At 39.3% G+C, this 25,698-nt stretch carries 21 protein-coding genes and 1 pseudogene; 11 read left to right on the top strand and 11 right to left on the bottom strand.

Annotation, left to right across the window (positions count from 1 at the left end):
* Positions 1–11: 11 nt before the first annotated feature.
* The 3 genes from HS960_RS07735 to HS960_RS07725 are packed head-to-tail and all read right to left on the bottom strand — an operon-like array spanning position 12 to position 3,301.
* Complete coding sequence (locus HS960_RS07735; protein ID WP_153847322.1) at positions 12–668, bottom strand: succinate dehydrogenase cytochrome b subunit; 657 nt, start codon at positions 666–668, stop codon at positions 12–14.
* Between the two features lie 15 nt (positions 669–683).
* Positions 684–2,114: an anion permease gene (locus HS960_RS07730; RefSeq protein WP_075992653.1), complete on the bottom strand. Its 1,431-nt coding sequence runs from the start codon at positions 2,112–2,114 to the stop codon at positions 684–686.
* A gap of 20 nt (positions 2,115–2,134) precedes the next feature.
* On the bottom strand, positions 2,135–3,301 hold the full coding sequence (locus HS960_RS07725) for a porin (RefSeq protein ID WP_153847323.1): 1,167 nt from the start codon (positions 3,299–3,301) through the stop codon (positions 2,135–2,137).
* A gap of 323 nt (positions 3,302–3,624) precedes the next feature.
* On the opposite strand from HS960_RS07725, the gene HS960_RS07720 reads away from it, so the two are divergent.
* From HS960_RS07720 to HS960_RS07700, 5 genes are all read left to right on the top strand, one after another.
* Positions 3,625–5,016, top strand: a complete 1,392-nt coding sequence (locus tag HS960_RS07720; protein WP_200845518.1) for a glycoside hydrolase family 10 protein — start codon at positions 3,625–3,627, stop codon at positions 5,014–5,016.
* A 103-nt stretch (positions 5,017–5,119) separates the two neighbouring features.
* Positions 5,120–6,151, top strand: coding sequence for a glutaminase A (gene glsA / locus HS960_RS07715; protein ID WP_153847324.1), 1,032 nt, complete (start codon positions 5,120–5,122; stop codon positions 6,149–6,151).
* Between the two features lie 27 nt (positions 6,152–6,178).
* The gene (locus HS960_RS07710) at positions 6,179–6,544 is read left to right on the top strand and encodes a VOC family protein (RefSeq protein WP_153847325.1); all 366 of its coding nucleotides are present in this window, start codon (positions 6,179–6,181) and stop codon (positions 6,542–6,544) included.
* A 126-nt stretch (positions 6,545–6,670) separates the two neighbouring features.
* Positions 6,671–7,111, top strand: coding sequence for a carboxymuconolactone decarboxylase family protein (locus tag HS960_RS07705; RefSeq protein ID WP_153847326.1), 441 nt, complete (start codon positions 6,671–6,673; stop codon positions 7,109–7,111).
* A gap of 138 nt (positions 7,112–7,249) precedes the next feature.
* The gene (locus HS960_RS07700; protein WP_153847327.1) at positions 7,250–7,762 is read left to right on the top strand and encodes an SRPBCC family protein; all 513 of its coding nucleotides are present in this window, start codon (positions 7,250–7,252) and stop codon (positions 7,760–7,762) included.
* 79 nt (positions 7,763–7,841) lie between these two features.
* On the opposite strand, the gene HS960_RS07695 is transcribed toward HS960_RS07700, so the two are convergent.
* The 8 genes and pseudogenes from HS960_RS07695 to HS960_RS07660 form a co-directional block, all read right to left on the bottom strand.
* The gene (locus HS960_RS07695; RefSeq protein WP_182332028.1) at positions 7,842–8,528 is read right to left on the bottom strand and encodes a Bax inhibitor-1/YccA family protein; all 687 of its coding nucleotides are present in this window, start codon (positions 8,526–8,528) and stop codon (positions 7,842–7,844) included.
* 125 nt (positions 8,529–8,653) lie between these two features.
* Positions 8,654–10,093 carry a TolC family protein gene (locus HS960_RS07690; protein WP_153847329.1) on the bottom strand — a complete coding sequence of 480 codons (1,440 nt, stop codon included), beginning with the start codon at positions 10,091–10,093 and terminating at the stop codon, positions 8,654–8,656.
* A complete protein-coding gene (locus tag HS960_RS07685) occupies positions 10,086–13,250 on the bottom strand; it encodes an efflux RND transporter permease subunit (RefSeq protein ID WP_182332026.1) in 3,165 nt (1,054 codons plus the stop codon). The genes HS960_RS07690 and HS960_RS07685 overlap by 8 nt, the downstream gene beginning before the upstream one ends.
* Positions 13,251–13,271: 21 nt before the next feature.
* Positions 13,272–14,354 carry an efflux RND transporter periplasmic adaptor subunit gene (locus HS960_RS07680; protein WP_145326753.1) on the bottom strand — a complete coding sequence of 361 codons (1,083 nt, stop codon included), beginning with the start codon at positions 14,352–14,354 and terminating at the stop codon, positions 13,272–13,274.
* Between the two features lie 178 nt (positions 14,355–14,532).
* Positions 14,533–14,934, bottom strand: a complete 402-nt coding sequence (locus HS960_RS07675) for a hypothetical protein (RefSeq protein ID WP_153847331.1) — start codon at positions 14,932–14,934, stop codon at positions 14,533–14,535.
* Between the two features lie 84 nt (positions 14,935–15,018).
* Positions 15,019–16,163: pseudogene (locus HS960_RS07670) on the bottom strand (DUF763 domain-containing protein).
* Between the two features lie 208 nt (positions 16,164–16,371).
* Positions 16,372–17,022: a hypothetical protein gene (locus HS960_RS07665; protein ID WP_153847333.1), complete on the bottom strand. Its 651-nt coding sequence runs from the start codon at positions 17,020–17,022 to the stop codon at positions 16,372–16,374.
* Positions 17,023–17,115: 93 nt separating this feature from the next.
* Positions 17,116–20,037, bottom strand: a complete 2,922-nt coding sequence (locus HS960_RS07660) for an FAD-binding and (Fe-S)-binding domain-containing protein (protein ID WP_228280242.1) — start codon at positions 20,035–20,037, stop codon at positions 17,116–17,118.
* A gap of 214 nt (positions 20,038–20,251) precedes the next feature.
* Between HS960_RS07660 and HS960_RS07655 the strand changes: the two genes are divergently transcribed.
* The 6 genes from HS960_RS07655 to HS960_RS07630 all read left to right on the top strand — a co-directional run bounded on the left by HS960_RS07655 (position 20,252) and on the right by HS960_RS07630 (position 25,680).
* Positions 20,252–20,755: an FUSC family protein gene (locus tag HS960_RS07655; RefSeq protein ID WP_075992664.1), complete on the top strand. Its 504-nt coding sequence runs from the start codon at positions 20,252–20,254 to the stop codon at positions 20,753–20,755.
* A 184-nt stretch (positions 20,756–20,939) separates the two neighbouring features.
* Complete coding sequence (locus HS960_RS07650; protein ID WP_046673335.1) at positions 20,940–21,413, top strand: Lrp/AsnC family transcriptional regulator; 474 nt, start codon at positions 20,940–20,942, stop codon at positions 21,411–21,413.
* An 18-nt stretch (positions 21,414–21,431) separates the two neighbouring features.
* Complete coding sequence (locus HS960_RS07645) at positions 21,432–22,499, top strand: EamA family transporter (RefSeq protein WP_153847334.1); 1,068 nt, start codon at positions 21,432–21,434, stop codon at positions 22,497–22,499.
* Positions 22,500–22,644: 145 nt separating this feature from the next.
* Positions 22,645–23,406, top strand: coding sequence for a 5'-nucleotidase C-terminal domain-containing protein (locus HS960_RS07640; RefSeq protein ID WP_228280240.1), 762 nt, complete (start codon positions 22,645–22,647; stop codon positions 23,404–23,406).
* The gene (locus HS960_RS07635) at positions 23,384–24,343 is read left to right on the top strand and encodes a bifunctional metallophosphatase/5'-nucleotidase (protein ID WP_182332024.1); all 960 of its coding nucleotides are present in this window, start codon (positions 23,384–23,386) and stop codon (positions 24,341–24,343) included. The genes HS960_RS07640 and HS960_RS07635 overlap by 23 nt, the downstream gene beginning before the upstream one ends.
* Before the next feature lie 122 nt (positions 24,344–24,465).
* The gene (locus HS960_RS07630; protein WP_182332021.1) at positions 24,466–25,680 is read left to right on the top strand and encodes an MFS transporter; all 1,215 of its coding nucleotides are present in this window, start codon (positions 24,466–24,468) and stop codon (positions 25,678–25,680) included.
* The last annotated feature ends 18 nt before the right edge of the window (positions 25,681–25,698 follow it).

The following is a 25,698-nucleotide window of genomic DNA, read 5'->3' as shown; positions in this document are numbered from 1 at the left end:
ACTTCTCCCCCTTATTTAGCTGTAAAAAATATATAAATGGGCATCAAAGCAAAACCAATGCTGATGATGACCGAATAGCTGATACCAATAATCTTAAACCATTTAACAAACTTGGGATGGAATAAGCCTAAAGTTCGAATCGCACTATGAATCCCATGAATAAGATGATAACACAGGGCAACCATCGATAAAACGTAAATAAGAACATACCACCATTGCTGAAAAACCTCGATTACAAGCACATATAAATCCTTGTTACCACGTTCATCAAGTGGAGGAGCGCCAAATTTGTACACGTACCAAAAATTCTGGAAATGGATAACTAAAAAAATGAGGATCAGGGTCCCTAAAATCCCCATATTGCGCGAATACCACTTACTTGCTCTTCCCCGATGATCTGAAACATAGTGGGCACCGGTCTTTTTATTCTTTACGGTAATGATCAATCCGTCCAAAGCATGCAAAATAATGCTGGCATAAAGTACGTAAGAAATAATTTTGATCAAGATATTGCCTGCCAAAAAATGTGAGTAGGCATTAAATTGTAGATGTGCTTGTTCCTGCGGTAAGAATAGCTGTAAGTTCCCTAGAAAGTGAATCAGTAAAAAGAACGCTAAAAATAAACCCGTCAGACACATAAGCATCTTCTTTGATAATGTAGATAACATAATAAGATCTTAATTTTAATAATAGCCTATAACCTTCATCCACAATCCACCGACACCCATATAAATCACCAATAATACGATACCAATTTCCAGTCCACGCAGCCACCATGATTTTAAATCGACATATCCGCTTCCAAAAAATACCGGTGCAGGGCCATGGCCATAATGTGTCAAAACACCATAGATAGAGCCCAAGAATCCAAGCATCATTGCAAGCAGCATTGGCGGAATACCCAAAGAAACACCAACCCCCAACAAGGCCGCATACATAGCCGCAACATGGGCGGTAGCACTCGCAAAAATGTAGTGACTAAAGAAATAAACAAGAATGATTACCGGAAAGGCTATTTGCCAACTTAAATCACCAATCTGTACTTTGATCAGGTCGCTAAACCAACCGATAAAGCCAAGCTCATTTAAAGAACTGGCCATCATAACCAAAACAGCAAACCAAACAATCGTATCCCATGCTCCTTTTTCGGCTTTAACATCCTCCCAGGTCAATACAGAGGTCAGTAAAAGTAGCGTCAAACCGATGAAGGCTGTAGTTGTCGCATCAATTGAAAAAGAACCACCAAAAATCCATAATGCCAACAAGATAAAGAACGCCAAAAGCATTAACCATTCATTCCTGGAAATTGGTCCCATCTCTTTTAATTTCTGCGCCGCCATCTTAGGTGCATCACCTGTTTTTTTCAATTCAGGTGGATATAACTTATAAAGAACAAGCGGTACTACAAAAAATGCGACAATACCAGGTATAAATCCAGCAATAGCCCAGGACATCCAGGTAATATCAATTCCTAGGTTCGCAGCAAATTTTTGACACATTGGATTACTGGCCGTTCCTGTCAAAAACATCGAAGACGCAATTAGATTCATATAATAACTATTTAAAGTTAGATAGGATCCCAATTTTCGATGTGTCTCTGGCTTATCTGGAACAGAATCAAAACTAATTGCCATCGATTTCATGATGGGATAAATAATCCCTCCCCCTCGGGCTGTATTACTGGGAATCGCCGGAGCTAAACAAACATCTGCCAACCCCAATCCATAAGCTAACCCTAATGAACTCTTTCCAAAAACTCGAATAAAAAGAAAGGCAATTCGATTTCCCAGTCCAGTTTTAATAAACCCCCGGGCAATAAAAAATGAGATACCAATCAACCAAATTACCTTATCTCCGAAACCCGTCAAAGCTTTAGTAATCGACTTACCCGCATCTCCAGGGGCCAATACTTGTGTCAGGGCCGTAAACGCAATGGCCATCATACACATGGTACCCATAGGAGCCGCTTTTAAAATAATCCCAAGAATGGTTGCGGCGAAAATTGCAAATAAATGCCAGGCTTCCGGACTGACGCCTTTCGGTATTGGGATAAACCATAAAATGAGTGCTACTAAGAAAGTAATGGCAACATTTTTAATACTTATTTCTTTCATGATAAACGTAGTTTAATAGATTAGAATCGACTTTGTACTTGAACAATAAATAAATTTTTGTTGAATTCGCTGGTATTCTCTGTCTGCTTTTTATATCGGTCCAATTGAAGTCCCAATTGTATCCTTGCACCATAATTTTTTAAAAATTCCAAGCCAAACATCGGCGTATATGTTTGACGCGCATTTGCATTGAGTTTGTAATTTGGGTCAATATACTCATACCGACATGATAGCTCAAAAGCACTTAGATTGAAATAATTTACTTCATATCTTAAGTTGGGTAGAAAATAGATACCGCGGACCAAATAGTCGCTCAACTTGGATGTTCGCGCACTTTCTTCCAAAGAATAATACAGGTTATGATTGATCGCCTGTTTTGCTTCCAGTTGCATATCAAGATTCCATCGTTTACCAAAACTAACATTACCAGTTAGATCTACCCCCAATGCATGTACTTGTTTTTTCATCACATCACCTACGCCACCATTAAGCCCTAAATTAACACCATACTTCTTTGAAAGCCCAAAGACCAGACGGGTGGCATATTGCTTACCATTATCGTTATCAACAACTTGATTCTTCCCGTTTCCGTTTACCACAGATAAGGAATAACTAAAGGGCATATCACCTAGTGTAGTCTCGCCTGTCGCAGCAACCCCGATTTGAAAACTTGCCCAACCTAATTTACCGAATTCAAGATACTGGTTCGACCAGTCCAAAGATTTGATGATGTCAATAGGGTAAGTTTCCTCGATGCCAAACCAAGGACGAAATTGGCCCACTGTGATTGCCAATTTGGGACTAAATGTATATTTCAAGTAGGCATTTTCGAGCACTTTTGTTTTGGGATCGCTTTTGAAATCTGCGAGGTTAGCTAATACGGCAACTTCAGTACGCTTGCTAATTTGAGCGCGCATCTGTACCCGCATATATTTCACCATAAAATTGTTATCCGTACCTGAACCATCACTGTGATGTAGCCCATTGACATCAACATCTTTTGTAGCACTAACAAGGTAACGGGCCTGAAACAAACCTTTCACCTGAAGCTTGGGATACGTCGTGTCGTCTTTTTTTTGTTGCACAGAATCAACTTTATTCTCTTGTACAGTACCTGGTTCTTGCCCTTTGACCAAGGTATGGCTCAATAAACATGCAATAGAAATTGGAATATAGCGTTTCTTCATACTTAAACAATTTTTTTCTTAGCCAGTAGCCCAGCTTACTTCTCATTGTTAATAATCTTGTCGTTCTAAATCTAATGTTGTAGGTACAACACATAGCTTTAAAAAATGTTTTGTTATTCTAATAAAATTTAATAACTGTAAAAAAATCAAACTGATTAAAAAAAGATCAGGTATAAATTCCACCTTTTTATGTAATTTCACAGGCGAATTTCAATACAATCTAAATTTAAAACCTATAGATTGATCTTTTCATGAATTTTGCACTTCATGAAAAAACTTCGTCATTTAAATATGTAATACATTTTAGAATCGATAAATATATTATGAAAGAAAAACTAATCAGAACATGCTTTATTGGTCTTGCGCTTCTTTTGATCCAAAGCTTTTCAGTATCAAGCGCTCACGCCTCAGACAAGGAAAAACCTGCCATGTTTTGGACTTGGCTAGATTACAACGCCAAAACAAACTTTGATTCTATTTGCCGTGAGATGAACTACCTAGGAATCGATGGCGTGATGTTAAATGCTGCTAGTCCAGATGAGTATCGTGTAGCAATTCCTATTGCAAAAAAATATGGCATCCAAGTTATCGCGTGGCTTTGGACGATGAATCTGGAACATGATAGAGATAAAATACTTAAAGAGCATCCAGATTGGTTCAGTGTCAATCGCAACGGAAAAAGTCTCGCAGATACCACTGCATACGTTGGTTATTATAAATTTTTATCGCCTGTAGTACCAGGAGTAAAAGAATATATCAAAAAGAAAATTGAATCCTATTGTGAAGTTGAGGGATTGGCGGGTATCTCTATTGACTACAATCGTTATGTGGATGTTGTCCTCCCCACAACCCTTTGGCCTAAATATAATATTGTCCAAGATCGCGAGTATCCCGCTTGGGATTACGGATACCATCCCATTGCTATAGAAAAATTTAAAAAACAATATGGCTATGACCCTCGTGCACAAAAAGATCCATCGAAAGATCTCAAATGGCGCCAATTTCGTTGCGATCAGATAACAGATATCGCCAATATGATTGCAGAAATTGTTCATTCTCATGGCAAAACAATGGCAGCATCCCCATTTCCGACCCCCAAAATGGCTTCGCGTATGGTACGTCAAGATTGGGGTAAGTGGAATTTAGATGTTGTTTTTCCGATGGTATACAGCAATTTTTATACAGAAGATCCAAGCTTTATTAGCGATTGTACCTTAGAAAATGTGCGCGACAAAGGTGCAAATACTACCCTATATTGTGGATTGATGGCTAAAAATAATGAGGAAATATTTGCCGATATGGATGAGGCACTAAATAATGGTGCGCAGGGAATTTCTATTTTTACCATCCATAGCTTAAAAGATCCTCAGATCAGGGAAAAATTCAGAGCCTATACAACTGCTGCGAAAGCGAGAAAAGCTCAAAATAATGGAACTTTAACACGTTTGGCGCACGTGAAAATCGAAAATAATCCCTTTAAAAAAGAAGGTATTATGAAATTAATCAACCAAAAGATACAAGATTTGGTCCGCTCAGAAAACCCTGCTGCCAGCCCGATAGCATTATCTAAATATAAAAAAATAGATGCATATGATGTCACTCAAAAGTACCTCGTTACTGATAAGGTGAGCAAAAAGAATTTTTACGTCACCTTCTTTTTCTATGGCGGAATACTTTCCGGTTGGAATGTTGATCCAGCTCCAAATGCAGCCTAAAGGATGACCTACTAAGAAGAGGTGCTAAAACGTTATTTATTTAGCACCTCTTTTCTTTTTAATACACTGTTTCCTATCTTTGGAACGAACAAATAATTAAAAAATGAGAAAAAATCTTAGGTTGGCAGCCTGTATTATTGGCTTGATATGTTGCGGATCAATTCCTGTAGCCTTTGCTCAAAATAGCATTCAAAACCAGCAGGGTCCTAAAACCGCGATTATTGATAAGGCATTATTGGATAGAATATTGGATAAAAATAGACAGTCATTCAAAGAAGGTAAAGTGGCCGATTATATTCCGGAATTGGGTAAAGCCAACGCATCATCCATTGCTCTTTCGGTTGTAAATAGTGATGGAACAATCGTTAGTATCGGAGATGTACAACAAAGATTTACCATTCAGAGTATTTCAAAAATTGTTTCATTAATGGTTGCTGTATTGGAAAACGGAGAACAAAATATTTTTGATAAAATGGGGTACTTTGGTACAGACAAACCTTTCAATCATTTTGCGAATTTGGAAACATCGGGCAAACCGCTCAATCCGATGATGAACGCCGGCGCCATTTTAACAACATCGCTCATTAAAGGAACAGGTGAGGAACCTTTTCTTAAAATACTCCATATGATTCGTTTTATAACAAATAATGAAAATATTGATTATAGTAAATCCGTATATAATTCGGAGCGGGAGACTGGAAATCGAAACAGAGGTATGTTCTACCTGATGCGCAACAATGGACTCATTGATGGTGAAGGTGAAGATAAACTAAATAATTATTTTAAACAGTGCTCAATTGAGATAACCGCAGAGGATCTGGCTAAAATAGGTTTCTTTTTTGCCAATCATTGTGTGCGCTATGATGGAAATAAGCAATACAATAATCCAAGTCTATCCCAGTTAGTTCAATCGCAAATGCTCATTGCAGGGATGTACGAATTTAGTGGCGAATATGCCAGAACTGTGGGACTTCCGAGTAAATCGGGCGTTGGTGGCGGAATCGCAGTAAGTGTACCGAATAAAATGGGTATAGGGGCCTATAGTCCAGCCTTGGATCAACACGGTAACTCTGTGGCTGCATATCGCATGATATTAGATTTGGTGGAAGAGAAATCACTAAGTCTCTTTTATTAACCTTAGTAAATTAAAATCAACTATAACATGATACGGACAGAACCAATCATCGCAGTGGATAACGTTCCCAAAAGCTCACAATTCTATCAAAAGCTTTTAGGCTGTACCGGTCAACATGGAGGAGAAACATTTGAAATTCTCACGGATAACGGAACTGTTATTCTCTGTTTACACAAATGGGGTGAACATGATCACCCTACTATGCTCGATCAAATAAATGCAGGGAATGGATTCATATTATTCTTTAGAGTAGACAATTTACAGCAAATTTTCGAAAACGCTACTTTGCTAAATGCAGTCATTGAGAAAGATATACATTACAATGAGAATTCTCTGAAGGATCAATTTATCCTACGTGACCCCGATAACTATTACCTGATTGTATCAGCCTAGTCAGATCTATTTGTTTGTCAATCGCATGTTGGATTGTATTCATCAGTAAAAAATATCCGTTCTTAAACCAGTTTAACTTTTGTGTTGAATGTTTGATGCAACTTTGTCTTATCAAAATTTAAAACAATGACCACACGATTTAATATTGCAAAAGTAGATGCAACCGCCTATAAGGCGATGATGGGATTGGAAACATATCTCAACGATATTTTTTTAAATCCTATTCAAAAGGAACTCATAAAAATACGTGCTTCACAGATCAATGGCTGTGCTTTTTGCTTAGATATGCACACAAAGGATGCGTTGAAGTATGGTGAAACTCCGCAACGGATATTTTTATTAAATGCCTGGCGAGAAACGGATCTATTCACTACGGAAGAACAGATATTGTTGGAGATGACAGAAGAGATCACATTGATACATCAAAAGGGATTGACAGAAAGCACTTTTCAAAAAGCAAAAGAAATATTTGAAGAAAAGGAGATTGCACAGATTATTATGGCAATTATTACCATAAATGCGTGGAATAGAATTGGCATCAGCACGCATTTGGAACTATTAAAGTAGTTTTAGGCGCTTTCGCAAAAAAGCCTTTTCCAATATTGGAAAAGGCTTTTTCATTTACAAATAATTTCCTTTTATTTTCCTGTTAAAATCACAATTATCATTTATCTTTATTAGGAAAACCTATATAAATACATGATTATGAAAATTATAAAAAAAATCCTAATTGTTTTAGCGATCATCATCGCTATACCCTTAATTACAGCGATCTTCGTCAGTAAAGACTTCTCGGCCCAAAGTGAGATCACGATCGATAAGCCAAAGCAGGAAGTGTTCAACTATGTAAAAATGCTTAAGAACCAAGATAACTTTGGTGTATGGCAACTCTCAGATCCCCAAATGAAAAAAACTGAACAGGGTGTAGATGGTCAAGTTGGCTATAAATCCAGCTGGGATGGTAAGAAAGTTGGTAAAGGTTCACAGACTATTACAAAAATCGTCGATGGCGAAACGATCGAAACGTCCCTCGATTTCGGCATGGGCGAACCAGCCAAAGGTTATTTTATCCTAAAAGAGATCTCGCCTAATCAAACCTCAGTGACTTGGGGTATTTCAGGAAAATCGCCCTATCCATGGAACTTTATGAATTTATTTATGAATATGAACAAAGATTTCGATCAAGGGTTGAAGAATCTAAAAAATAGACTAAAATAGAGACTATACAAAGTAAAAAACGGTGATTAAAATAAACTTTACTTTAACCACCGTTTCTTATTTTTAAAATGAACAAAATTTATCTTCTGCGCATTAAAATTCGTAGAATGTACCAAAATAGCAACATTATTGATGAAAATAGCTGTAGGGCCGCCCCAACGTATTGTTCGTTGCCGTAACTATACTTCAGATTTTGAGTTTGATAGAGTATGCTTCCGGAAGCAAGTGCAATCATTGCAACCGAGAACCATAATCCAAGTTCAAAACCAAAAATAGCTCCAGCGACAATTGCCCCCAAGGATAAGAAGCCCCCAATTACCAGGATATTCCTGAGAAATGAAAAATCTTTATTGGATACAAATGCAACGACAGTAAGCCCAGTAAACAATGCCAAAGTCATTATACTTGCTTGATAAATGACACTAATTCCTTCGGTCATAAACACCGCCATAAAAATCATCGGCAGGAAGATGATTGCTTCCAGTACAATATAGAAAGCTAGTCCTAGATACTGGGTTTGACGGCTTTGCGAAAGTGTCCATCTTGATGAAAGTGTGGACCCTAACCAAAAACATCCCAATAAAAACAACCAAATAAATTTTCCGCTAACCATCCAAACGATAAAATCATAAGGGATCAATTTGATCAGCAAAGTTTCCAAAACGATAAATGCTAAAATCGAAAGCGCAACATGAAGATAAGTTTTTTTATAAAACACTCCCCTTTCAGCGTCATCATTGATAAGAACGTACTCTTGTGATTCCATAAAACAAATACGATTGATTAAATAACGATTAAAAATAAGCATTAATTCTATTTCCACAAGAAAGAAGTTTGCATAGGCTTATAAAAAAAGAACCCCGCCTAGCGGGGTCCATTCAAACAAACAACTTATTTCCAGCCTCCTCCCAAATCTTTATAGATATTGACAACAGCATTGAGCTGCTGCTTCTTCGTTTCTATCAATTCAAGTTTCGAATCCAGCACATCGCGTTGTGTCATTAAAACCTCCATATAGTCTGCCCTCGCTGATTTAAAGAGATCATTGGACACAGACACGGAATTATTCAGAACCTCAACTTCTTTTGTTTTGAAATCGTAGCTGCGCCCTAGGTTTTCAATATTAGAAAGTTGTGTAGAGACTTCTAAGTAAGCATTCAGAATTGTCTTCTCGTAATTATATACCGCCTGTATTTGTTTCGCGTTGGCCGTATTAAATTCCGCTTTAAGCCCATTTTTATTTATCAATGGCGCTGCAAGCTCCCCTATTAGATTATATAAAACTGATTCAGGCATCTTAAATAGATAGGAAGGCTTGAATGCCTGTAAACCCAAAGCCGCCGAAATCTCCAAAGAAGGATAAAACTCTTTCCGCGCGATCTGTACGTCCAACTTCGCGGCAGCGAGCTCATACTCTGCCTCACGAATATCAGGTCTATTGCTCAGTAATTGGCTCGGTATACCTGTTTGAACCTTCGCCGGGATCAAATCGACAAAATTGCTTTTGTCGCGTTTGATCTCTTGTGGAAAACGCCCCAACAGAAAATTAATACGGTTTTCAGTTTCTTTGATCTGCTGCCTCGTCTCAAATTCCATACCTTTGGTTTTCAACACTTCAGCCTCAAACTTTTGAACCGCCAGTTCTGTTACACGAGCAGCCTGTTTCTGCAATCGGATTACCGCAAGCGCATTGTCCTGTAGCTCGATATTCTGTTTGATAATGGTCAACTGATTGTCCAATGCCAATAATTCATAATACGAACGGGCAACCTCGGCAATGAGGCTACTCAAGACAAAATTTTTCCCCTCTACAGTAGCAAGATAGCGGTTGAGTGCGGCTTGCTCGGAGTCCTTAAGTTTTTTCCAAACGTCGATTTCCCAACTTGCATACGCACCAATTGTCAAATCTCCCAGTGGATCCGGCATTTCCTTTCCAGGAGCAATTTCTGTACTGGCATCACCCGCCCCCTGACTGGTATATCGTCCAACTTTTTCAACACCTCCTCCGGCACGTAAACCAACGGTAGGTTTCAACGCCCCTTTTCGTAAAAGAATATCGTTTTTTGCAATTGCCAACTCCTGCAAAGTAACATTCAGTTCCTGATTGTTTTTCAAAGCTGTATCTATTAATACAACTAGATTTGGATCAGTAAAAAATTCACGCCACTTAACCGATGCTGAATTCGTTGTGTCAGATTTATCTACGTCTGTAAATTGCTGCGGAACAAATTTATTCTCCTGTATTTGTGTCGCTTTCGGAACCTTACATCCCGTCACTGCTGCTGAAAGCGAAAATGCAATGACCCATTGTATTTTTCTGCGATTAGTCATTATTATCAAGTTCTTCAGTTAATGGATTTTCATCCTCGTGTTTAATAAGCTTACGTCTAGAGGCAATAGTTCCAAAGATATAGTACAAGCCTGGTATCACTAAAATACCGAACACTGTTCCAAACAACATACCTCCCGCTGCTGCTGTACCGATCGTACGGTTACCTATCGCCCCAGGACCAGATGCCATAACTAAAGGAATCAACCCGGCGATAAAGGCGAAAGATGTCATCAAGATAGGTCTAAACCTCACTTTTGCACCGTCCAAGGCAGCTTCGATGATACTCAATCCTTGCGAATGCCGCTGAGCGGCAAACTCAACAATCAACACGGCATTTTTGCCAAGTAGACCTATGAGCATGACCAAAGCGACCTGTGCATAAATGTTGTTTTCCAATCCCAATAACTTCAATAGTAGAAAGGCACCGAAGATCCCGATTGGTAAAGAAAGCAACACCGCAAAAGGCATAATAAAGCTTTCATATTGTGCGGAAAGTATCAAATAAACGAAACCAAGACAAATTAAGAAGATATAAATCGCCTGATTTCCGCGCCCTACCTGATCCTTGGAGATACCAGCCCAATCAATACCATAGCCCCGAGGCAAAGTTTTAGCGGCGACTTCATTAATCACCTGAATTGCTTCACCACTACTGTAACCCGGTGCGGCAGAGCCTGAGATTTCGGACGCCATATACATATTGTGTCGGGTGATCTCAGAAAGACCGTAAACCTTTTCCATATGCATAAATGCTGAAAATGGAACCATCTCATCTTTTTCATTCTTCACGTATAGCTTTAAGATATCTTCCGGCAAAGCCCTGTATTGCGGCAAAGCCTGAACCATAACTTTATATTGGCGGTCATACTTAATGAAGTTCGTTTCGTAATTACTACCAACCAAAGTCGAAAGCGTATTCAGTGCATTATCAATAGTAACCCCCTTCTGTTGCGCCAGATCATTGTCTATATGCAACATATACTGTGGGAAACTCGCACTGTAGAAGGTAAATACGGATGATAATTCAGGTCTCTTATTCAACTCACGCACAAAATCCCTACTTACCGTTTCCATTTTCTTGTAGTCACCAGAACCGGCTTTGTCCAGAAGACGAAGCTCAAATCCACCCGCGGCACCATAGCCCGGTACGGCCGGTGGTTGGAAAAATTCGATAGACGCCCCTGGGATATTTTTGGCAGCAGCCTCTAGTTGCTCAATAATCTCTTGCGAGGATTCTTTACGTTCTTCCCAGCTTTTCAAGTTGATCAAACAAGTACCTGTATTTGCTCCAGTTCCTTCAGTCAGGATTTCATAACCAGCTAACGACGATACCGATTGTACACCATCAATGTTTTCAGCTTCTTTTTGCAATGTTTGGGCCGCTAGATTGGTTCTTTCCAATGTCGACCCTGGCGGCGTTTGAATAATAGCATAAATCATCCCCTGGTCTTCATTGGGGATAAAACCTGCAGGAACAGCATTATTCAAAAAATAGGCTCCAATACAAAAACCTATCAATACTAAAAATGTAAACACCCGTTTATCCACTATCCCTTTCAACAAGTAAACATATTTGTTGGACATCTTATCAAACAATCTATTGAAAGAATCAAGAAACTTATCGATAATGGATTTCTTTCTTGGCTCGCCATGATTATTCTTCAGCATGATCGCACATAATGCTGGAGTCAGTGTCAATGCCACAACACCCGATAAGATGATTGATGTTGCCATGGTAATGGAAAACTGCCGATAGAATATCCCTACTGGACCAGACATAAAGGCAACGGGGATAAAAACCGCCGCCATAAGGAATGTGATCGCAACAATGGCACCGCTGATTTCATGCATCGCTTTTTTGGTCGCCTTATAAGCCGAAATATGAAGCTCTTCCATTTTGGCATGGACAGCTTCAATAACCACAATCGCATCATCCACAACCACACCAATGGCAAGCACCAATGCAAATAGGGTGATCAAGTTGATGGTAATTCCAAAAAACTGCATGAACAAAAACGATCCCACCAATGAAACCGGCACTGCAATAGTTGGAATCAACGTCGAGCGCCAATCTCCTAAGAATAGAAAAACGACAATAGCAACAAGCACAAATGCTTCCAATAAAGTATGGACTACTTTTTCCATGGATGCATCCAAAAATTTTGAAACGTCATAGCTAATTTCGTAATCCAGCCCTTTAGGAAAAGATGCCTTCAATTCCTTCATTTTGCTTTTAACGTCTTGGATTACCTGAGAAGCATTACTTCCATAGGATTGTTTTAAGACAATCGCTGCGGATGGTTTTCCATTCAGTGTAGAATAGATATCATACATCGCTGAACCGAATTTGATGTCCGCAACATCTTTTAAGCGTAACATTTCACCATTTTCACCCGCACGTAATACGATATTGCCATAACCTTCAGTTGTCGTAAAACGTCCCGGGTATTTCAATACATATTCGAAAGATTGGGAGGTCATACCAGACGACTCGCCGGCTTTACCTGGTGAAGCTTCCAAACTCTGCTCTGATAAGGCTTTCATCACCTCTTCTGCAGAAATCTTGTAAGCTGTCATACGATCTGGTTTCAACCAAATACGCATCGCTAATTCGCGCGTTCCAAGAATATTAGCTACCCCAACACCGTCTACACGACGTAATTCGGATACAATATTCATGTCCGCATAGTTATACATAAAGTTTCCATCAAGCTCTTTGTCTTTGCTATAGAGATTGATGTACATGAGCATATTGGATTCTTCACGTGTAATCTTCACCCCCTCACGTACCACAATTGGAGGAAGCTTATTGACCACAGAAGCCACACGGTTCTGCACATTTAACGAAGCCTGATTCGGATCTGTTCCTAGGTTGAATACCACCTGGATACTTGCTTCCCCGTCGTTACCGGCATCAGAAGCCATGTATTTCATGCCCGGAACCCCATTTATCGCCCGCTCTAGCGGTATGATAACTGATTTAATCATCAACTCACCATTTGCTCCAGGATACTCGGCAGTGATATTCACCTTCGGTGGCGATATAGATGGAAATTGTGTTACAGGAAGCTGTACCATAGAAAGCACACCCAAAAACACAATGATCAGTGATATAACGATCGAAAGTACTGGTCTATTTATAAAACGACTAAACATAGTAATTTAAGTGTAAGGGGTCTATTCTGTTTTTAACTTCAAATTTGAAATGGCGTCTTTAGGTTGCACAAAGCTGTAGCTGATTTTATCATCCTCTTTCGCTTTCTGAATACCATCCAACAAAAATTTATCATCTTTTTGAAGTCCGCTCGTTACCACATACAGATCTGGTAGGGAGTTACCAATTGTGATATGACGAGCTTTTAATTTACCATCCTTATCGACTACATACACATATTTACGGTCCTGCATTTCGTATGTCGCTTTCTGTGGAATAATTAAAACCTGTTTCAACGGAAAGTTCATCACCACTTTGCCACTCTCGCCATGTTTTAATAGACGGTTTGGGTTGGGAAATTTCGCTCTAAAAGCAATATTTCCTGTTTCACTGTTAAATTCACTTTCTATGGTCTCTACAAGACCATTTTGAGCAAATAGCTCATTATTGGCAAGTAAGAGGCCCACATGGGTATCCCCGCGTTTACTCACGTTAGTTTGATAACTTAAATATTCTGGTTCGGAAACATTGAAATAAACCAACATCTCACTATTATCGGACAGACTTGTCAATAATTCGCCTTCATCCACCAAACTTCCCAATTTCAATGGAATCCGATCAATCGTTCCATCAAAAGGTGCCCTGATTTCTGTAAAGGAGAGATGTAATTTTGCAATCGCTGCCTCAGCTTTGGCTTGCTCAAGCTTCGCTTTAGCCATAGCGAGTTCGTTGGGCGATACAACATTTTTATCAGCTAATGTTTTTGTATTTTGAACTTCAATTTCCGCTACATTAACTTCTGCAGAAGATTTGCGGTATTCGGCCTCATACATCTTCGGCATAATCCGAAAAAGTAGTTGCCCTTTATGGACAAATTGTCCTTCATCCACGAAAATCTGCTCAAGATAGCCCTTCTCTTGAGCCCGAAGCTCAATATTTCGGAAAGATCTAATCTGGGAGACAAAATCCTTACGGATAGTTGTATCCATTTGTACCGGAGAGGTCGCTGTAAATTTCTCTTTTTCTTCCTTTTCTTCCTTTTTGGAAGTACACCCGATTTGGCATAAGCTAATAGCCAAACTAGCGAGCATAAATACTCTTTTCATTTGTAAGCGTCTAATTAAAAAAATAAGTTTGATTGTTTGTTGTGCTGGTTGGTGAAATAACCTCTACTTTGGCTTATGGTCCTTCCGACTTGTTAATAGATTGTACAAATCGATTACAACTCAATGGAGCATCCCTTAAGATATCCACCAAAGCATATGAAATTTCGAAGGGTATGTTTTAGATTCTCCAGTTTTGTTGAAGAACATATCTTTGAGGGAAAAGATAGGCTATGAAATTGCAAAAAGGAATCTTCTTTGCAAATCGAAAAACAAAAACAAAAAGGACAATTGCAAAAAGCAGCAGCGCAACAAATTGAGACGTTACCTGCAAATCCTTAGTCAATTGAAAATTCTCGGCATCAAACTCCTCTATAACGGGATTATCACTGTGTATATTACCATAAAATAGCGGATCTATGTGATCAACCGATGCATCAATATACTTCTGCACATCAGCATGATTATGCTGAAACATAAAACTAACAGCTGGTCGATCGGATTCAATGAGCACAGCATGGCTATTACTGCTTCTGATAAATAAGAAGCATAGGAAAAGGAGTATGGTAATAACCGCTTTCATTGCGGAGCAAATATACTAGCGTACAAATAATTTTAACGATCTTTAACACATTTTAACAAAACAATTACAATCCGCTGATTTCCGCTAGAAAAGTGATAATTGCAAACCCCTTCCTTTTGTTCTCAAAGGTTCTGCATCTCCAAAGACTGTTCTGCCCCCATACTTCCAAGAATCCCTTCGTTCCTCCGCTATAATCTGTTCAATATCAAACTGAGGCTGAAAATCTTTTTCGCTATCCAGCACGATCTGGTGCAACTTGGCGATTGATTTTAATTTTTCACCATAACCCAGTTTAGATTTTTCAACACCTTTTTGTAAAATCTGAATGCTCTCATCGTAAATGGTTAATGGAACCGGAAAAGGATGTCCATCTTTTCCGCCATGAGCAAACGAAAATCGTGCGGGGTCGTTGAACCGTGAAGGAGCTCCATGGATCACCTCACTAACCAAGGCCAATGACTGTAACGTGCGGGGACCAACTCCTTTTAAAAGCAGTAGGTCTTCAAAATGGCTTGGTTGACTTTCTCGGGCGACGTACAACATCGCCCCCAACCTCTTCAAGTCAACATCTGCAGCACGTACATCGTGATGAGATGGCATAATAAGTTTAGCGAAATCTTGCATTACTTTAGTTGAATCCTCTCCCACTATAGTCATAATACCTGCTCTATTGGCTGCCGCTTCTGCAGCTGTCAAGTTAAGGATTATACCTTGCGAAGGCCCACTGATACCAGCATGAGGTTCTTCAACGAACGATTTGACCTTTTCAGAATGCCAATGGTAGCGACGAGCAGTCCCATCCTTTTCATGCATACCTTGCTGGACAACAGACCAATTACCACGATCTGTTACGATAAAATTATGTAAATACAGTTGGTAACCATCTTGAATGGCTGTGTTATCCACTTTAGCGACAAGCTTACTGCTGCGAATCAAGCCGTTGCCATCCAACCCAATTCGATCTGACAACTGAAGTAGTTCCTGTGGAGTTTGCATAGACAATTTGCCTTTCCCCCCACAGATATAAAGCCCCAGCGACTTCGCATCTGGATTAATAGCGCGTTTTAATGCCCCCATAACAGCTGTTGTGATCCCTGAAGAATGCCAATCCATCCCGAGCAGGCACCAAAACTCTGAAACCAGAATGGATCCGCCAGTCTTCTTAAAACTTCATCTTTACCATAATCCATTAGGATAACTTCAACTATTGAACGACCTAGGGAAGCCATACGTTCGTAAAGCCACGCTGGTACTTTTCCATAGTGTAATGGGAGATCTGCAGTGCCGGACCGTTTCATTGTAAACTAAATATATTAGCACAAATCTATCTTTTTTTTGCGAAAATAAAAAGGCTAGAATCCATCTAGCCTTTTTATTTTAAGATCAATCTATTCATAAGACATAAGCATATATAGCTTACCCTATGTCAAAACCCGTTTATTTGCCCGTTAACGCTGATAACAATCCAGCTCGGAATGAAGGATCTTTTTCAGAAAACTCAATAGAATGCTTATACGTGTCTACATTAAAGAAGAGCTCCGCTGGAGCAGCTTTTTTATTGTCCAAAAATAGTTTAAAGCTATATGCTGTTTTTTTGGACAAGTCAGCATTCACCTTATTGGATGAAAACACATTCGGAAGAATTACATCTTTTGTAAAAGAATCCGTTGTAGGAGTCTGAAATAAGTCACCTAACGCCTTAATTAAATTGTCGGACTGTTGACCCGATGACGAGATTCTAATTTTACCTTTGGTAAAACCGACGTCATCACTCGGCTTGCCATCTATTATACCTGCGGGTATAAAATCTACAACCTCAAACTTCGCTCCTACAGTATCTTGTTTGTAAAGAGATTTTGTGATATAGATCCGACTTGAATCGGTTAAGATCTCATCTGTGATACGTAGAAAAAAGTTCTTCTTTTCTGCACCCGGTGTACCATTAGTAAATTGTTCGATTTTTACACCTTCAATTTTGTTAACCGTTGTTGTATCACTTCCATCAGTTTTCTTTTGATTGGAATTTCCGCAACTAGCCATCAGCACCGTAGCGGTTGCAAGAAATGCTATAGATTGAATCTTGTACATATTGAATTGTTTGTTATCAGTTATTAATGAATATTGCTCTTATAATATTACCATTATTACTGATAACAAACAACTATTATCAATGTTTTTATTTTATTTCAATAAAGCATCGTATAAAATTTCCACAGGATGATAAGATTTTCTTCCTACACCATCTTTAATCTGATGCCTACAGGAAGTACCCGCCGCAGCAATTAAAGTATCGGATGATGTTTTACGTATGGTTGGTAACAAAACCAGCTCGGCCACTTTCATCGAAACATCATAATGTTCAGCCTCATAACCAAATGACCCTGCCATACCACAACAGCCCGAAGGAATAGTTTCTACGCTAAAGTTCGTTGGAAATGATAGAACCTGTTCTGTCACAGTCACGAGGTGAAAAGCCTTTTGGTAACAGTGACCATGCAGCTTTATCTTTTTTGTTGTTCCAGTAAACTGTTCCGGATGAATACGTCCTGCCTTCATTTCAGTCAACAGAAATTCGTCAATCATCAACGCATTTTTGGCTACTTTTTGTGCGTCAACTCGTAAATCATCGTCTACTAAACTTAAATACTCGTCTCTAAATGTAATTATCCCTGATGGTTCAACACCTAAAAGTGGCGTATCATCCGTAATTAATCCCTTTAAGAAATGGATATTTTGATTGGCAATCTTCTTTGCTTCTTTCACAAACCCTTTGGAAAGATAAGTGCGCCCACTTTGCACATGTTTTGGAATGACTACTTCATACCCCAATGCCGTCAATAATTTGTACGCTGTAATACCGATCTCTGCATCATTATATTCGGTAAACTCATCCGAAAAAAGGTAAACACGACGCTTGGCATCACTTACCGCCGCTTGTTTTTTTACCCATTGGGTTAAGGTCGTTCCATTGACTGTTGGCAAGGAACGCTTTGGCGCAAATCCTACTGTTTTTTTGACCATTCCTGACAAGAAATCATTTTTGACCACAAAATTATAAAGAGGTGCAACCCACGATCCGAGTTTCTGAGACTGGGTGAAATTAGCGATTAATTTTGTTCTAAATCCCGCACCATGCTCATCATAATAGTGCTGCAAAAATTCGGCTTTCATTTTGGCTACATCCACACTGGAAGGACACTCCGTTTTACAGCCTTTGCAGCTTAAACAGAGGTCCATGACTTCCTTGATCTCTTCATGATCAAAACGATTTTTCTTTGTGGAATTTGTTAAAAACTGACGCAGCATATTTGCCCGCGCCCGTGTTGTATCTTTTTCATCGCGCGTAGCCATAAACGACGGACACATTGTTCCACCGGTAATTTCAGTCTTGCGGCAATCTCCCGAACCTGAACATTTCTCCGCCAACCGAAGGATAGACTCATCTTTAGAAAAATCGAAGTAGGTCTTTATTGCTGTTCGGTTGCTATCGTTGTCATAACGCAGATGAGAATCCATTGGCGGTGTGTTGACAATCTTATTTGCATTAAAAACACCCTGTGGATCAAAGATGGATTTTACATCTTCAAGTAATTTGTAAACTTTTTCACCAAGCACTTTGCCAATAAACTCTCCGCGTAGGCGACCATCACCGTGCTCTCCACTTAGCGAACCGTTATATTTTAATACAAGATCACTCGCTTTTTCGAGGATTGAACGAAAAGTACGTTTCCCCGCTGCAGTTTTCAGATTTACAAAGGGTTCGATATGTAGCTCTCCAGCTCCTGCATGCGCATAATAAGATGCATGTACTCCCTCTTCTATCAAAAGCTTTTGAATATCACTCACGTAAGCAGGTAGGTCCTCAGGTGAAACAGCACAATCTTCAATCAAATTTACAGGCTGACTGTCCCCAGGCAAATTACGGATTAAACCAAGTCCTGCTTTGCGCACATCCCAAACTAAATTCGTCTGTTCAATACCGGTAATATAAGGATAGGCATATCCTAAGCCACGGGCAATTAGATCCGCTTTCAAGGCCATCGCTTTCGATTCTGTTTCAGCTGCTGTCTGCCCCCTAAACTCAACAATCAATAAAGCCTGGGGATCACCCTCAATAAAAAAACGATTATACTTATAGGTTGGATGCCCAACCGTGAAATCCATGATGTATTTGTCTACCAGTTCAGATGCTTCTGGCTTATGCTCCAGGGCAATCACGTTGCCATGCATACACTCCACCATATCTGCAAAGTGAACACAGAGTAAACCTAGTTCTTGAGGTGGTAAGGACATCAGTTTGAGTTTCGCTTCTGTAACGATAGCCAAAGTTCCCTCGGATCCCGCTAATAAATTACACATATTGAAAGGGGCCGAACGATCAGCAAGAATATCCAATGCATAACCGGTATTTCTTCTTGTGATGGATCGTTTGGGGTAGCCCGCTTCTATGGCACTTAAATGTTGTGGATCTGTCAATAATTCATTCATATTGCGATAGATATCGCCCTCACGACCAGCTAATAATAATTTCTTAAAATATGCTGCTTCATCAATCGCCTCAAAAGTCACTTCAGAACAGTCGTCCAAAAGTACGTTGGCCGAAATCAAATTGTGCCGTGTATCTCCCCAGACAATTGAATGCAAACCCGAAGAGTTATTACCAATCATTCCGCCAACCATGGCACGGCTTGCCGTCGAAGTTTCAGGCCCAAACATCAGTCCGAATGGTTTAAGATAACTATTTAAGTCGTCACGGATCACGCCTGGTTGCACCCGAACCCACTGCTCTTCGACATTAAGTTCAATAATACCGTTAAAATGACGAGAAATATCCATAATAATACCATGGCCTACAACCTGTCCCGCCAAAGAGGTACCAGCAGTACGTGGTATTATAGTTATCCTATGCTGCTGCGCAAAATCAATTAATTTTTTAATGTCATCAATATCAGCTGGTATTGCTACAGCCAACGGCTTTTCCTGATAAACAGACGCATCGGTCGAATAGGCAAGCAACATTGTTTGATCCTTGGTTTCATTGGTATAAAAGAGCTCCCCCTTGAGTTGAGACGCTAATAAGGCTAATTGATTTTGATCTTTCACTTAATCTGCATTTAATGTATGAAACAAATTTAGTCAAATTTATGCATCGGAAAAAGAGATGAATGCAAGAAACGCACAAATCAAAAACAAAAAACGCATAAAAACGCAAAACAGGGTAATTTACCACAAAAGTCAATTTTATTTCGTTCCTTCAAACAATGCGTGTATTTTTGTGGCGCTACATCATTTAGTTAACGATTGATATCTTCCTTATATGCGTAATCTATTCCTTCGCTATACGCTTCATTCTGATTTTATTATATACACCATTCGGGTATTGATTGGCTTCCTTATAGGTTACCCACTCTTTGTATCCTTTCCCCAGTATTCTGTTTCTTGGACACTCATATCGATTATACTGGTCATTTCGCCACAAGAGAATGAATCAAAAAAAATAGCTATCGATCGCGCTAAATCCAATTTTATAGGTTCGGCAATTGGGCTTAGTTTATATTTTGTACCTATTTCACAACTGTACGCCATGATTATCGGCATTGTCGCGTCGTTGATTACATGTAAGCTACTCAACATCATGGCTGTGGCGCGAACATCTATGGTCGCACTAATTATCGTCTACCTTCATGAACAGCAAAGCCGCTCCTACTTCGCCGCCTTGGATCGCTTTGGCTGTGTCTGTCTAGGTTGTCTGATTGGATTGGGGGTCATCCTGTCTACAAGAAATATTATTCTGAAATTAAGAAAAAGGTATAATTGTTGAATTATATCGCTAGGCAACCTAAAAAGCAATATACTTACTTTCAGTACCATAACCCAGATGGTTAAGATTTCTTTACAATGAATTCGAATAAAATTCACATATAGTTCCGCTTTATCAGAATAATATTCAGAATTGTATAAATAATTTTGAATATTATGCTTTTTTACCTACCTTTGCAGTCGAAATGACAAAAGTAGAATATAATTTAGACCAAGTCGACTATAAAATCTTGCGCTTAATGCAGGATAATGGACGGATCAACAATGCTGATATCGCAAGAGAATTAGGTATGGCACCATCAGCAATCCTCGAGCGCGTAAAGAAGCTTGAGCAAAAAGATGTGATTTTAAAATATAGTGCCAAGATCAATCCTGCCGCGGTCGATCAGAAACTTTTATCGTTTATTTTTATCAAAGCCAATGATATTATTGGCGAACAGGGTGTAGGGTTGGCACTTGCCGAAATCCCTGAAGTTCAAGAAGTACATGATATTGCAGGTGATGATGGTTACCTTATTAAAGTAAGAACTGCAGATTCTACAGGTTTAGTGGATCTCATGCGGAATACATTAAGTAAAGTTGAAGGTATTATTTCAACGCGAACAACAATTGTACTTCAGACAGTCAAGGAAGATCAGCAGGTTGTGATACCTGAGTAATAGAAAGGAGGTTTAATTATGTTGCAAGGACAAAAAAAGGCAGCTAGTCCAGTAATGGTTGTTGTTGCTTATTTCATTATTTATGTGGTATGGGGCTCTACCTTTTTCTTTATAGAAAAAGCATTACATAGTTTCCCCCCATTTATTTTGGGTTCGTTTCGATTTGTTGCAGCCAGTGCAATCCTAATGACATATTGCGCCATAAAAGGATTTAAATTATTTAACAAGCGCTCTATTCAGGAGGCCGCAATCGTAGGTTTTTTATTGCTCTTTGTCGATATGGCAGGGGTTATCTGGGCGGAGCAATATGTATCTGGTGGTGTTGCCGCTATTATTGCTGCTGCTGCTGCAATCTGGTTTATATTATTGGACAAACCAAAATGGAAAGAAAACTTTAGCAGCATTAGCACAGTTGCCGGCGTAGCATTAGGTTTCTGTGGTGTTGTGATGCTATTTGCTGAACAGATCATGGCGACCAATGACAATACAGATGGCACCCTTAAGGTGATTGCCTTATCGATTTTAGTATTGGGTTCTATCGCTTGGACTGTAGGTTCATTGATTTCCAAGTATTTTAAAAAATCTGAAAAAGAAGAAAAAGAGGATCTACATGTTATGGTGAAGACCGCGTGGCAAATGGTTACCGCAGGTGTCCTCTTTAATATCACGGCGCTTTTTACCGGCGAATATGCGTCATTTACACTGCGTAGTGTGGCGCCTGTAGATTGGTTCAATTTGGGGTATTTAATTACATTTGGCTCAATTCTTGCTTTTAGCTCTTATATTTGGTTATTGCAGGTGCGTCCAGCAATGGAAGTAAGTACCTATGCGTATGTGAACCCAATTATTGCACTTATTTTAAGTCATTTTTTCACTTCGCACGTGGTAACCTCCTTGCAAATTGTCGGTTTAGCCGTTATTCTATTTTCAGTCTTGTTGATGAACTGGAAAGCGTATCGCACCAAACTGTCGTCGCGCAGCAAAAGGAAAAAGATCCTCCAACAAGGTAATAAGCTAGAGAACTTGAAAACAGCAGATCGCCAAATGGATGCCAATACTATTCCTGACACGGAATTAGTTCACTAGGTTGTTATTTTTCTAATTATATGGACAAAGCTTAATGTGTAACAATGTTAAGCTTTTGTTGTTTTTAAAAATTAGCTAACATTGGATAAGATTTGTTCATATATAATTGGCTAACTTTGCAAAGTATTTGGTTAAATTAAAAAGAATGAATATATCGAAGCAAATTGCCTTTATTGGTAGCCTTGGTGTCGCTTCGCTTTTGATGGTTACAGGTTGTACAAAACAGCTCCATCCAACGCAAAAAGATTTCCAACAATATCATATCAATAGCGATATGCAAGCTGATCCTGCAGTCGTATCAATCTACGAGCCCTTCAAACACAAAATGGAAGCGGAAATGAACCGTGTGATAGGACATGCGGACAAGGCATTGACAAAAGAGAAAACAGCGGAAACATTAATGGGCAACTTTTTTTGTGAAGCCTTGTTGTGGATGAGTGAACATAACGCCCATAACTTTGCGGATTTAGCGTTCGCAACAAAGGGTGGGATTCGAAACGACCTTAAAGCAGGCGATATTACCGTAGGACATATTTTCGAGGTTATGCCCTTTGAGAATACATTGACCATCCTTGAACTTAAAGGTAGTCAAATTCGTCAGCTTGCTGACTATATTGCAACCACACATGGTCAACCTATTGCTGGAATGACTTTGACAATTACAGGCAACAAAGTTCAGGACATCATGATCAAAGGTCAAGCTATTGAAGACGATAAGTTATATAAACTAGTGACCTATGATTATCTTGCCAATGGTGGTGACAACCTCACCCTGTTGACACAACCTGTATCGCGGGCAGATTATCCGCAACGTATGCGTGAAGGTTTGATTGAATATGTGAGTGAATTAACGAAAGAAGGCAAAAAAGTAAATGCAGAATTAGATGGAAGAATTAAAATCAATTAACCGAAGATCATTTATCAAGCAAGTTGGTGGATTTTCTGCTGCAGTTGCTTTGGGATCACTTCCTTTTCAAGTCGACGCGAAGAGCAAAAAGGTAAAGCTTACAATTTTACATACCAACGATGTTCATAGCCGTATTGAACCGTTTCCAATGGACGGCGGTAAATATCAGGGATTGGCTGGTGTTGCGCGCAGAAGTACACTTATCAATAAAATCCGCAAAGAAGAAGAACACCTTCTATTACTAGATGCAGGCGATATGTTTCAAGGTACGCCCTATTTTAATCTTTTTGGAGGAAAACTTGAACTTGATCTCATGACAAAGCTGGGTTATGATGCGGGAACATTCGGAAATCATGAATTTGACAATGGTCTTAACGGCCTTGTAAAGTACCTGGATCACGCTAAATTTCCATTCTTAACAGCCAATTACGACTTCAAAGGGACTGTATTGGAGGGGAAAACCCAGGATTATACCATATTCCATAAAGGTGGAATAAAAATAGGTGTGTTTGGACTAGGGGTAGATATTGAAGGATTGGTTGACCCCAATAACTTCAAGGGAATGAAATATTTGGATCCTATTGAAGTATCCAACAAGGTGGTCCGCATATTGAAGGAAAAACACAAATGTGATTTGGTCATCTGTTTATCGCATTTAGGTTATCAATATGAAAACGATAAAGTATCGGATCTGATCCTTGCCGCTAAAACCTCGGACATCGACCTAATTATCGGCGGCCATACCCATACCTTCTTAAATGAACCAACACTGGTTACAAATTTAAAAGGAACAAAGACCGTTGTGAATCAAGTCGGTTTTGCCGGGATTAATCTAGGACGTATTGACTTTATTATGGAGCCGGGGTCTGAGAAGAAACAAATGGTCGCAAGTACCTATCAGGTCAATCCTACAATTCCAGAGTCCATATTGGCATAATATGATCTAATTTTAATAAATGCCAAGTTGACTAATCAATTTGGCATTTTTTTTACCAATACTACAAGAAGACGTATGAATTAAAAAACTTATACGATCTATACAAGCTGATTCATCATTTAATGAAAAGAATTTTATCGATATACCTCGACTCCTTCAAGGGACTGTCTCAAGCCGCATGGCTACTTGCCATAGTCATGCTTATTAATAGAATGGGAAGTATGGTGATTCCCTTTCTTGGACTCTACATGACCCAGGTTCTACATTTTGACATTAAACAAGTTGGTGTGGTATTGATGAGTTATGGATTCGGCTCCGTTTGTGGTTCCTATATAGGTGGCTGGCTGACTGACCGGATTGGTAGTTTCAAGGTTCAGTTCGGAAGTCTCGTATTAGCCGCTCCTTTATTCTTACTGATTCCACATTTCAAAGAGGTGCAGTCGTTATCCATCATGATTTTTACCTTAAGCTTAATCTTCGATGCCTTTAGACCTGCAAACTCGGTGTCAGTGGCGAGTTACGCTAAACCAGAAAATATCACGCGTGCTTTTTCATTGAATCGCTTAGCCATAAATTTGGGATTTTCAATCGGCCCAGCAGTTGCTGGATTTTTGGCCACCATCTCATTCAATTGGATCTTTTATGGAAATTCTTTTGCCGTCCTTTGCGCTGCAGTGATTTTCTTTGTCTTTTTTCATAAACGAGAAAAAAGAAGCGATATCAAATCAAAAAAAGAGATTATTCCTGAAAACGAATTGCCTCAAAAAAGACGAAATCCTTATACAGACCTGCCCTTTGTCTTATTCAATATCTTTTGTTGTATTTTCTCTTTTTGTTTCTTTCAGCTGATTACGACTTTACCACTTTTCTACCGTGAGGTTCATCATTTGAACGATCACCAAATCGGATTTCTACTCGGTTGGAGTGGTTTCGTTATTGTATTGCTGGAGATGTTTATCGTCCATATCGCTGAAAAAAGATTTTCGTTAATTAGCACGCTCGTCTTTGGAACATTTTTATGTGCCAGCTCTTATGCCATGCTAAATTTTACTGGCGGGCTCGGTTGGTTATATTTCACATTCTTTATTTTTGGTCTCGGCGAAATGCTGACATTACCTTTTATGGCAACGGTTTCTGTTAACCGCTCGACACCCAAAACACAAGGAGCATACATGGGCTTCAATTCCCTTGCTTTTTCAGCTGCAAATATATTTTCACCACTTTTAGGGACAAGCATAGTCGACTCCTTTGGTTTTAAAACACTATGGTGGGCAACTGCATTGACCCTATCTGCAACGGCAATCGGGTTCTATTTGGTTCTGAAATGGATGAAATAGTATAAACTAAATAAACAA

The sequence above is a fragment of the Sphingobacterium paramultivorum genome (assembly GCF_014109745.1).
GTDB classification, from domain to species: domain Bacteria; phylum Bacteroidota; class Bacteroidia; order Sphingobacteriales; family Sphingobacteriaceae; genus Sphingobacterium; species Sphingobacterium paramultivorum.
The sequence above is the reverse complement of the archived record's forward strand: the minus strand, read 5'-3'. Positions and strand labels throughout refer to the sequence as shown.

Excerpts from the sequence above, each read along its gene's own strand:
- HS960_RS07630 (WP_182332021.1), top strand. The coding sequence starts at position 24,466 with ATGAAAAGAATTTTATCGATATACCTCGACTCCTTCAAGGGACTGTCT.
- HS960_RS07705 (WP_153847326.1), top strand. The coding sequence starts at position 6,671 with ATGACCACACGATTTAATATTGCAAAAGTAGATGCAACCGCCTATAAG.
- HS960_RS07655 (WP_075992664.1), top strand. The coding sequence starts at position 20,252 with ATGCGTAATCTATTCCTTCGCTATACGCTTCATTCTGATTTTATTATA.
- HS960_RS07690 (WP_153847329.1), bottom strand. The coding sequence starts at position 10,093 with ATGACTAATCGCAGAAAAATACAATGGGTCATTGCATTTTCGCTTTCA.
- HS960_RS07635 (WP_182332024.1), top strand. The coding sequence starts at position 23,384 with ATGGAAGAATTAAAATCAATTAACCGAAGATCATTTATCAAGCAAGTT.
- HS960_RS07680 (WP_145326753.1), bottom strand. The coding sequence starts at position 14,354 with ATGAAAAGAGTATTTATGCTCGCTAGTTTGGCTATTAGCTTATGCCAA.
- HS960_RS07710 (WP_153847325.1), top strand. The coding sequence starts at position 6,179 with ATGATACGGACAGAACCAATCATCGCAGTGGATAACGTTCCCAAAAGC.
- HS960_RS07725 (WP_153847323.1), bottom strand. The coding sequence starts at position 3,301 with ATGAAGAAACGCTATATTCCAATTTCTATTGCATGTTTATTGAGCCAT.
- HS960_RS07640 (WP_228280240.1), top strand. The coding sequence starts at position 22,645 with ATGAATATATCGAAGCAAATTGCCTTTATTGGTAGCCTTGGTGTCGCT.
- HS960_RS07665 (WP_153847333.1), bottom strand. The coding sequence starts at position 17,022 with ATGTACAAGATTCAATCTATAGCATTTCTTGCAACCGCTACGGTGCTG.
- HS960_RS07650 (WP_046673335.1), top strand. The coding sequence starts at position 20,940 with ATGACAAAAGTAGAATATAATTTAGACCAAGTCGACTATAAAATCTTG.
- HS960_RS07675 (WP_153847331.1), bottom strand. The coding sequence starts at position 14,934 with ATGAAAGCGGTTATTACCATACTCCTTTTCCTATGCTTCTTATTTATC.
- HS960_RS07685 (WP_182332026.1), bottom strand. The coding sequence starts at position 13,250 with ATGTTTAGTCGTTTTATAAATAGACCAGTACTTTCGATCGTTATATCA.
- glsA (WP_153847324.1), top strand. The coding sequence starts at position 5,120 with ATGAGAAAAAATCTTAGGTTGGCAGCCTGTATTATTGGCTTGATATGT.
- HS960_RS07645 (WP_153847334.1), top strand. The coding sequence starts at position 21,432 with ATGTTGCAAGGACAAAAAAAGGCAGCTAGTCCAGTAATGGTTGTTGTT.
- HS960_RS07700 (WP_153847327.1), top strand. The coding sequence starts at position 7,250 with ATGAAAATTATAAAAAAAATCCTAATTGTTTTAGCGATCATCATCGCT.
- HS960_RS07695 (WP_182332028.1), bottom strand. The coding sequence starts at position 8,528 with ATGGAATCACAAGAGTACGTTCTTATCAATGATGACGCTGAAAGGGGA.
- HS960_RS07735 (WP_153847322.1), bottom strand. The coding sequence starts at position 668 with ATGTTATCTACATTATCAAAGAAGATGCTTATGTGTCTGACGGGTTTA.
- HS960_RS07720 (WP_200845518.1), top strand. The coding sequence starts at position 3,625 with ATGAAAGAAAAACTAATCAGAACATGCTTTATTGGTCTTGCGCTTCTT.
- HS960_RS07730 (WP_075992653.1), bottom strand. The coding sequence starts at position 2,114 with ATGAAAGAAATAAGTATTAAAAATGTTGCCATTACTTTCTTAGTAGCA.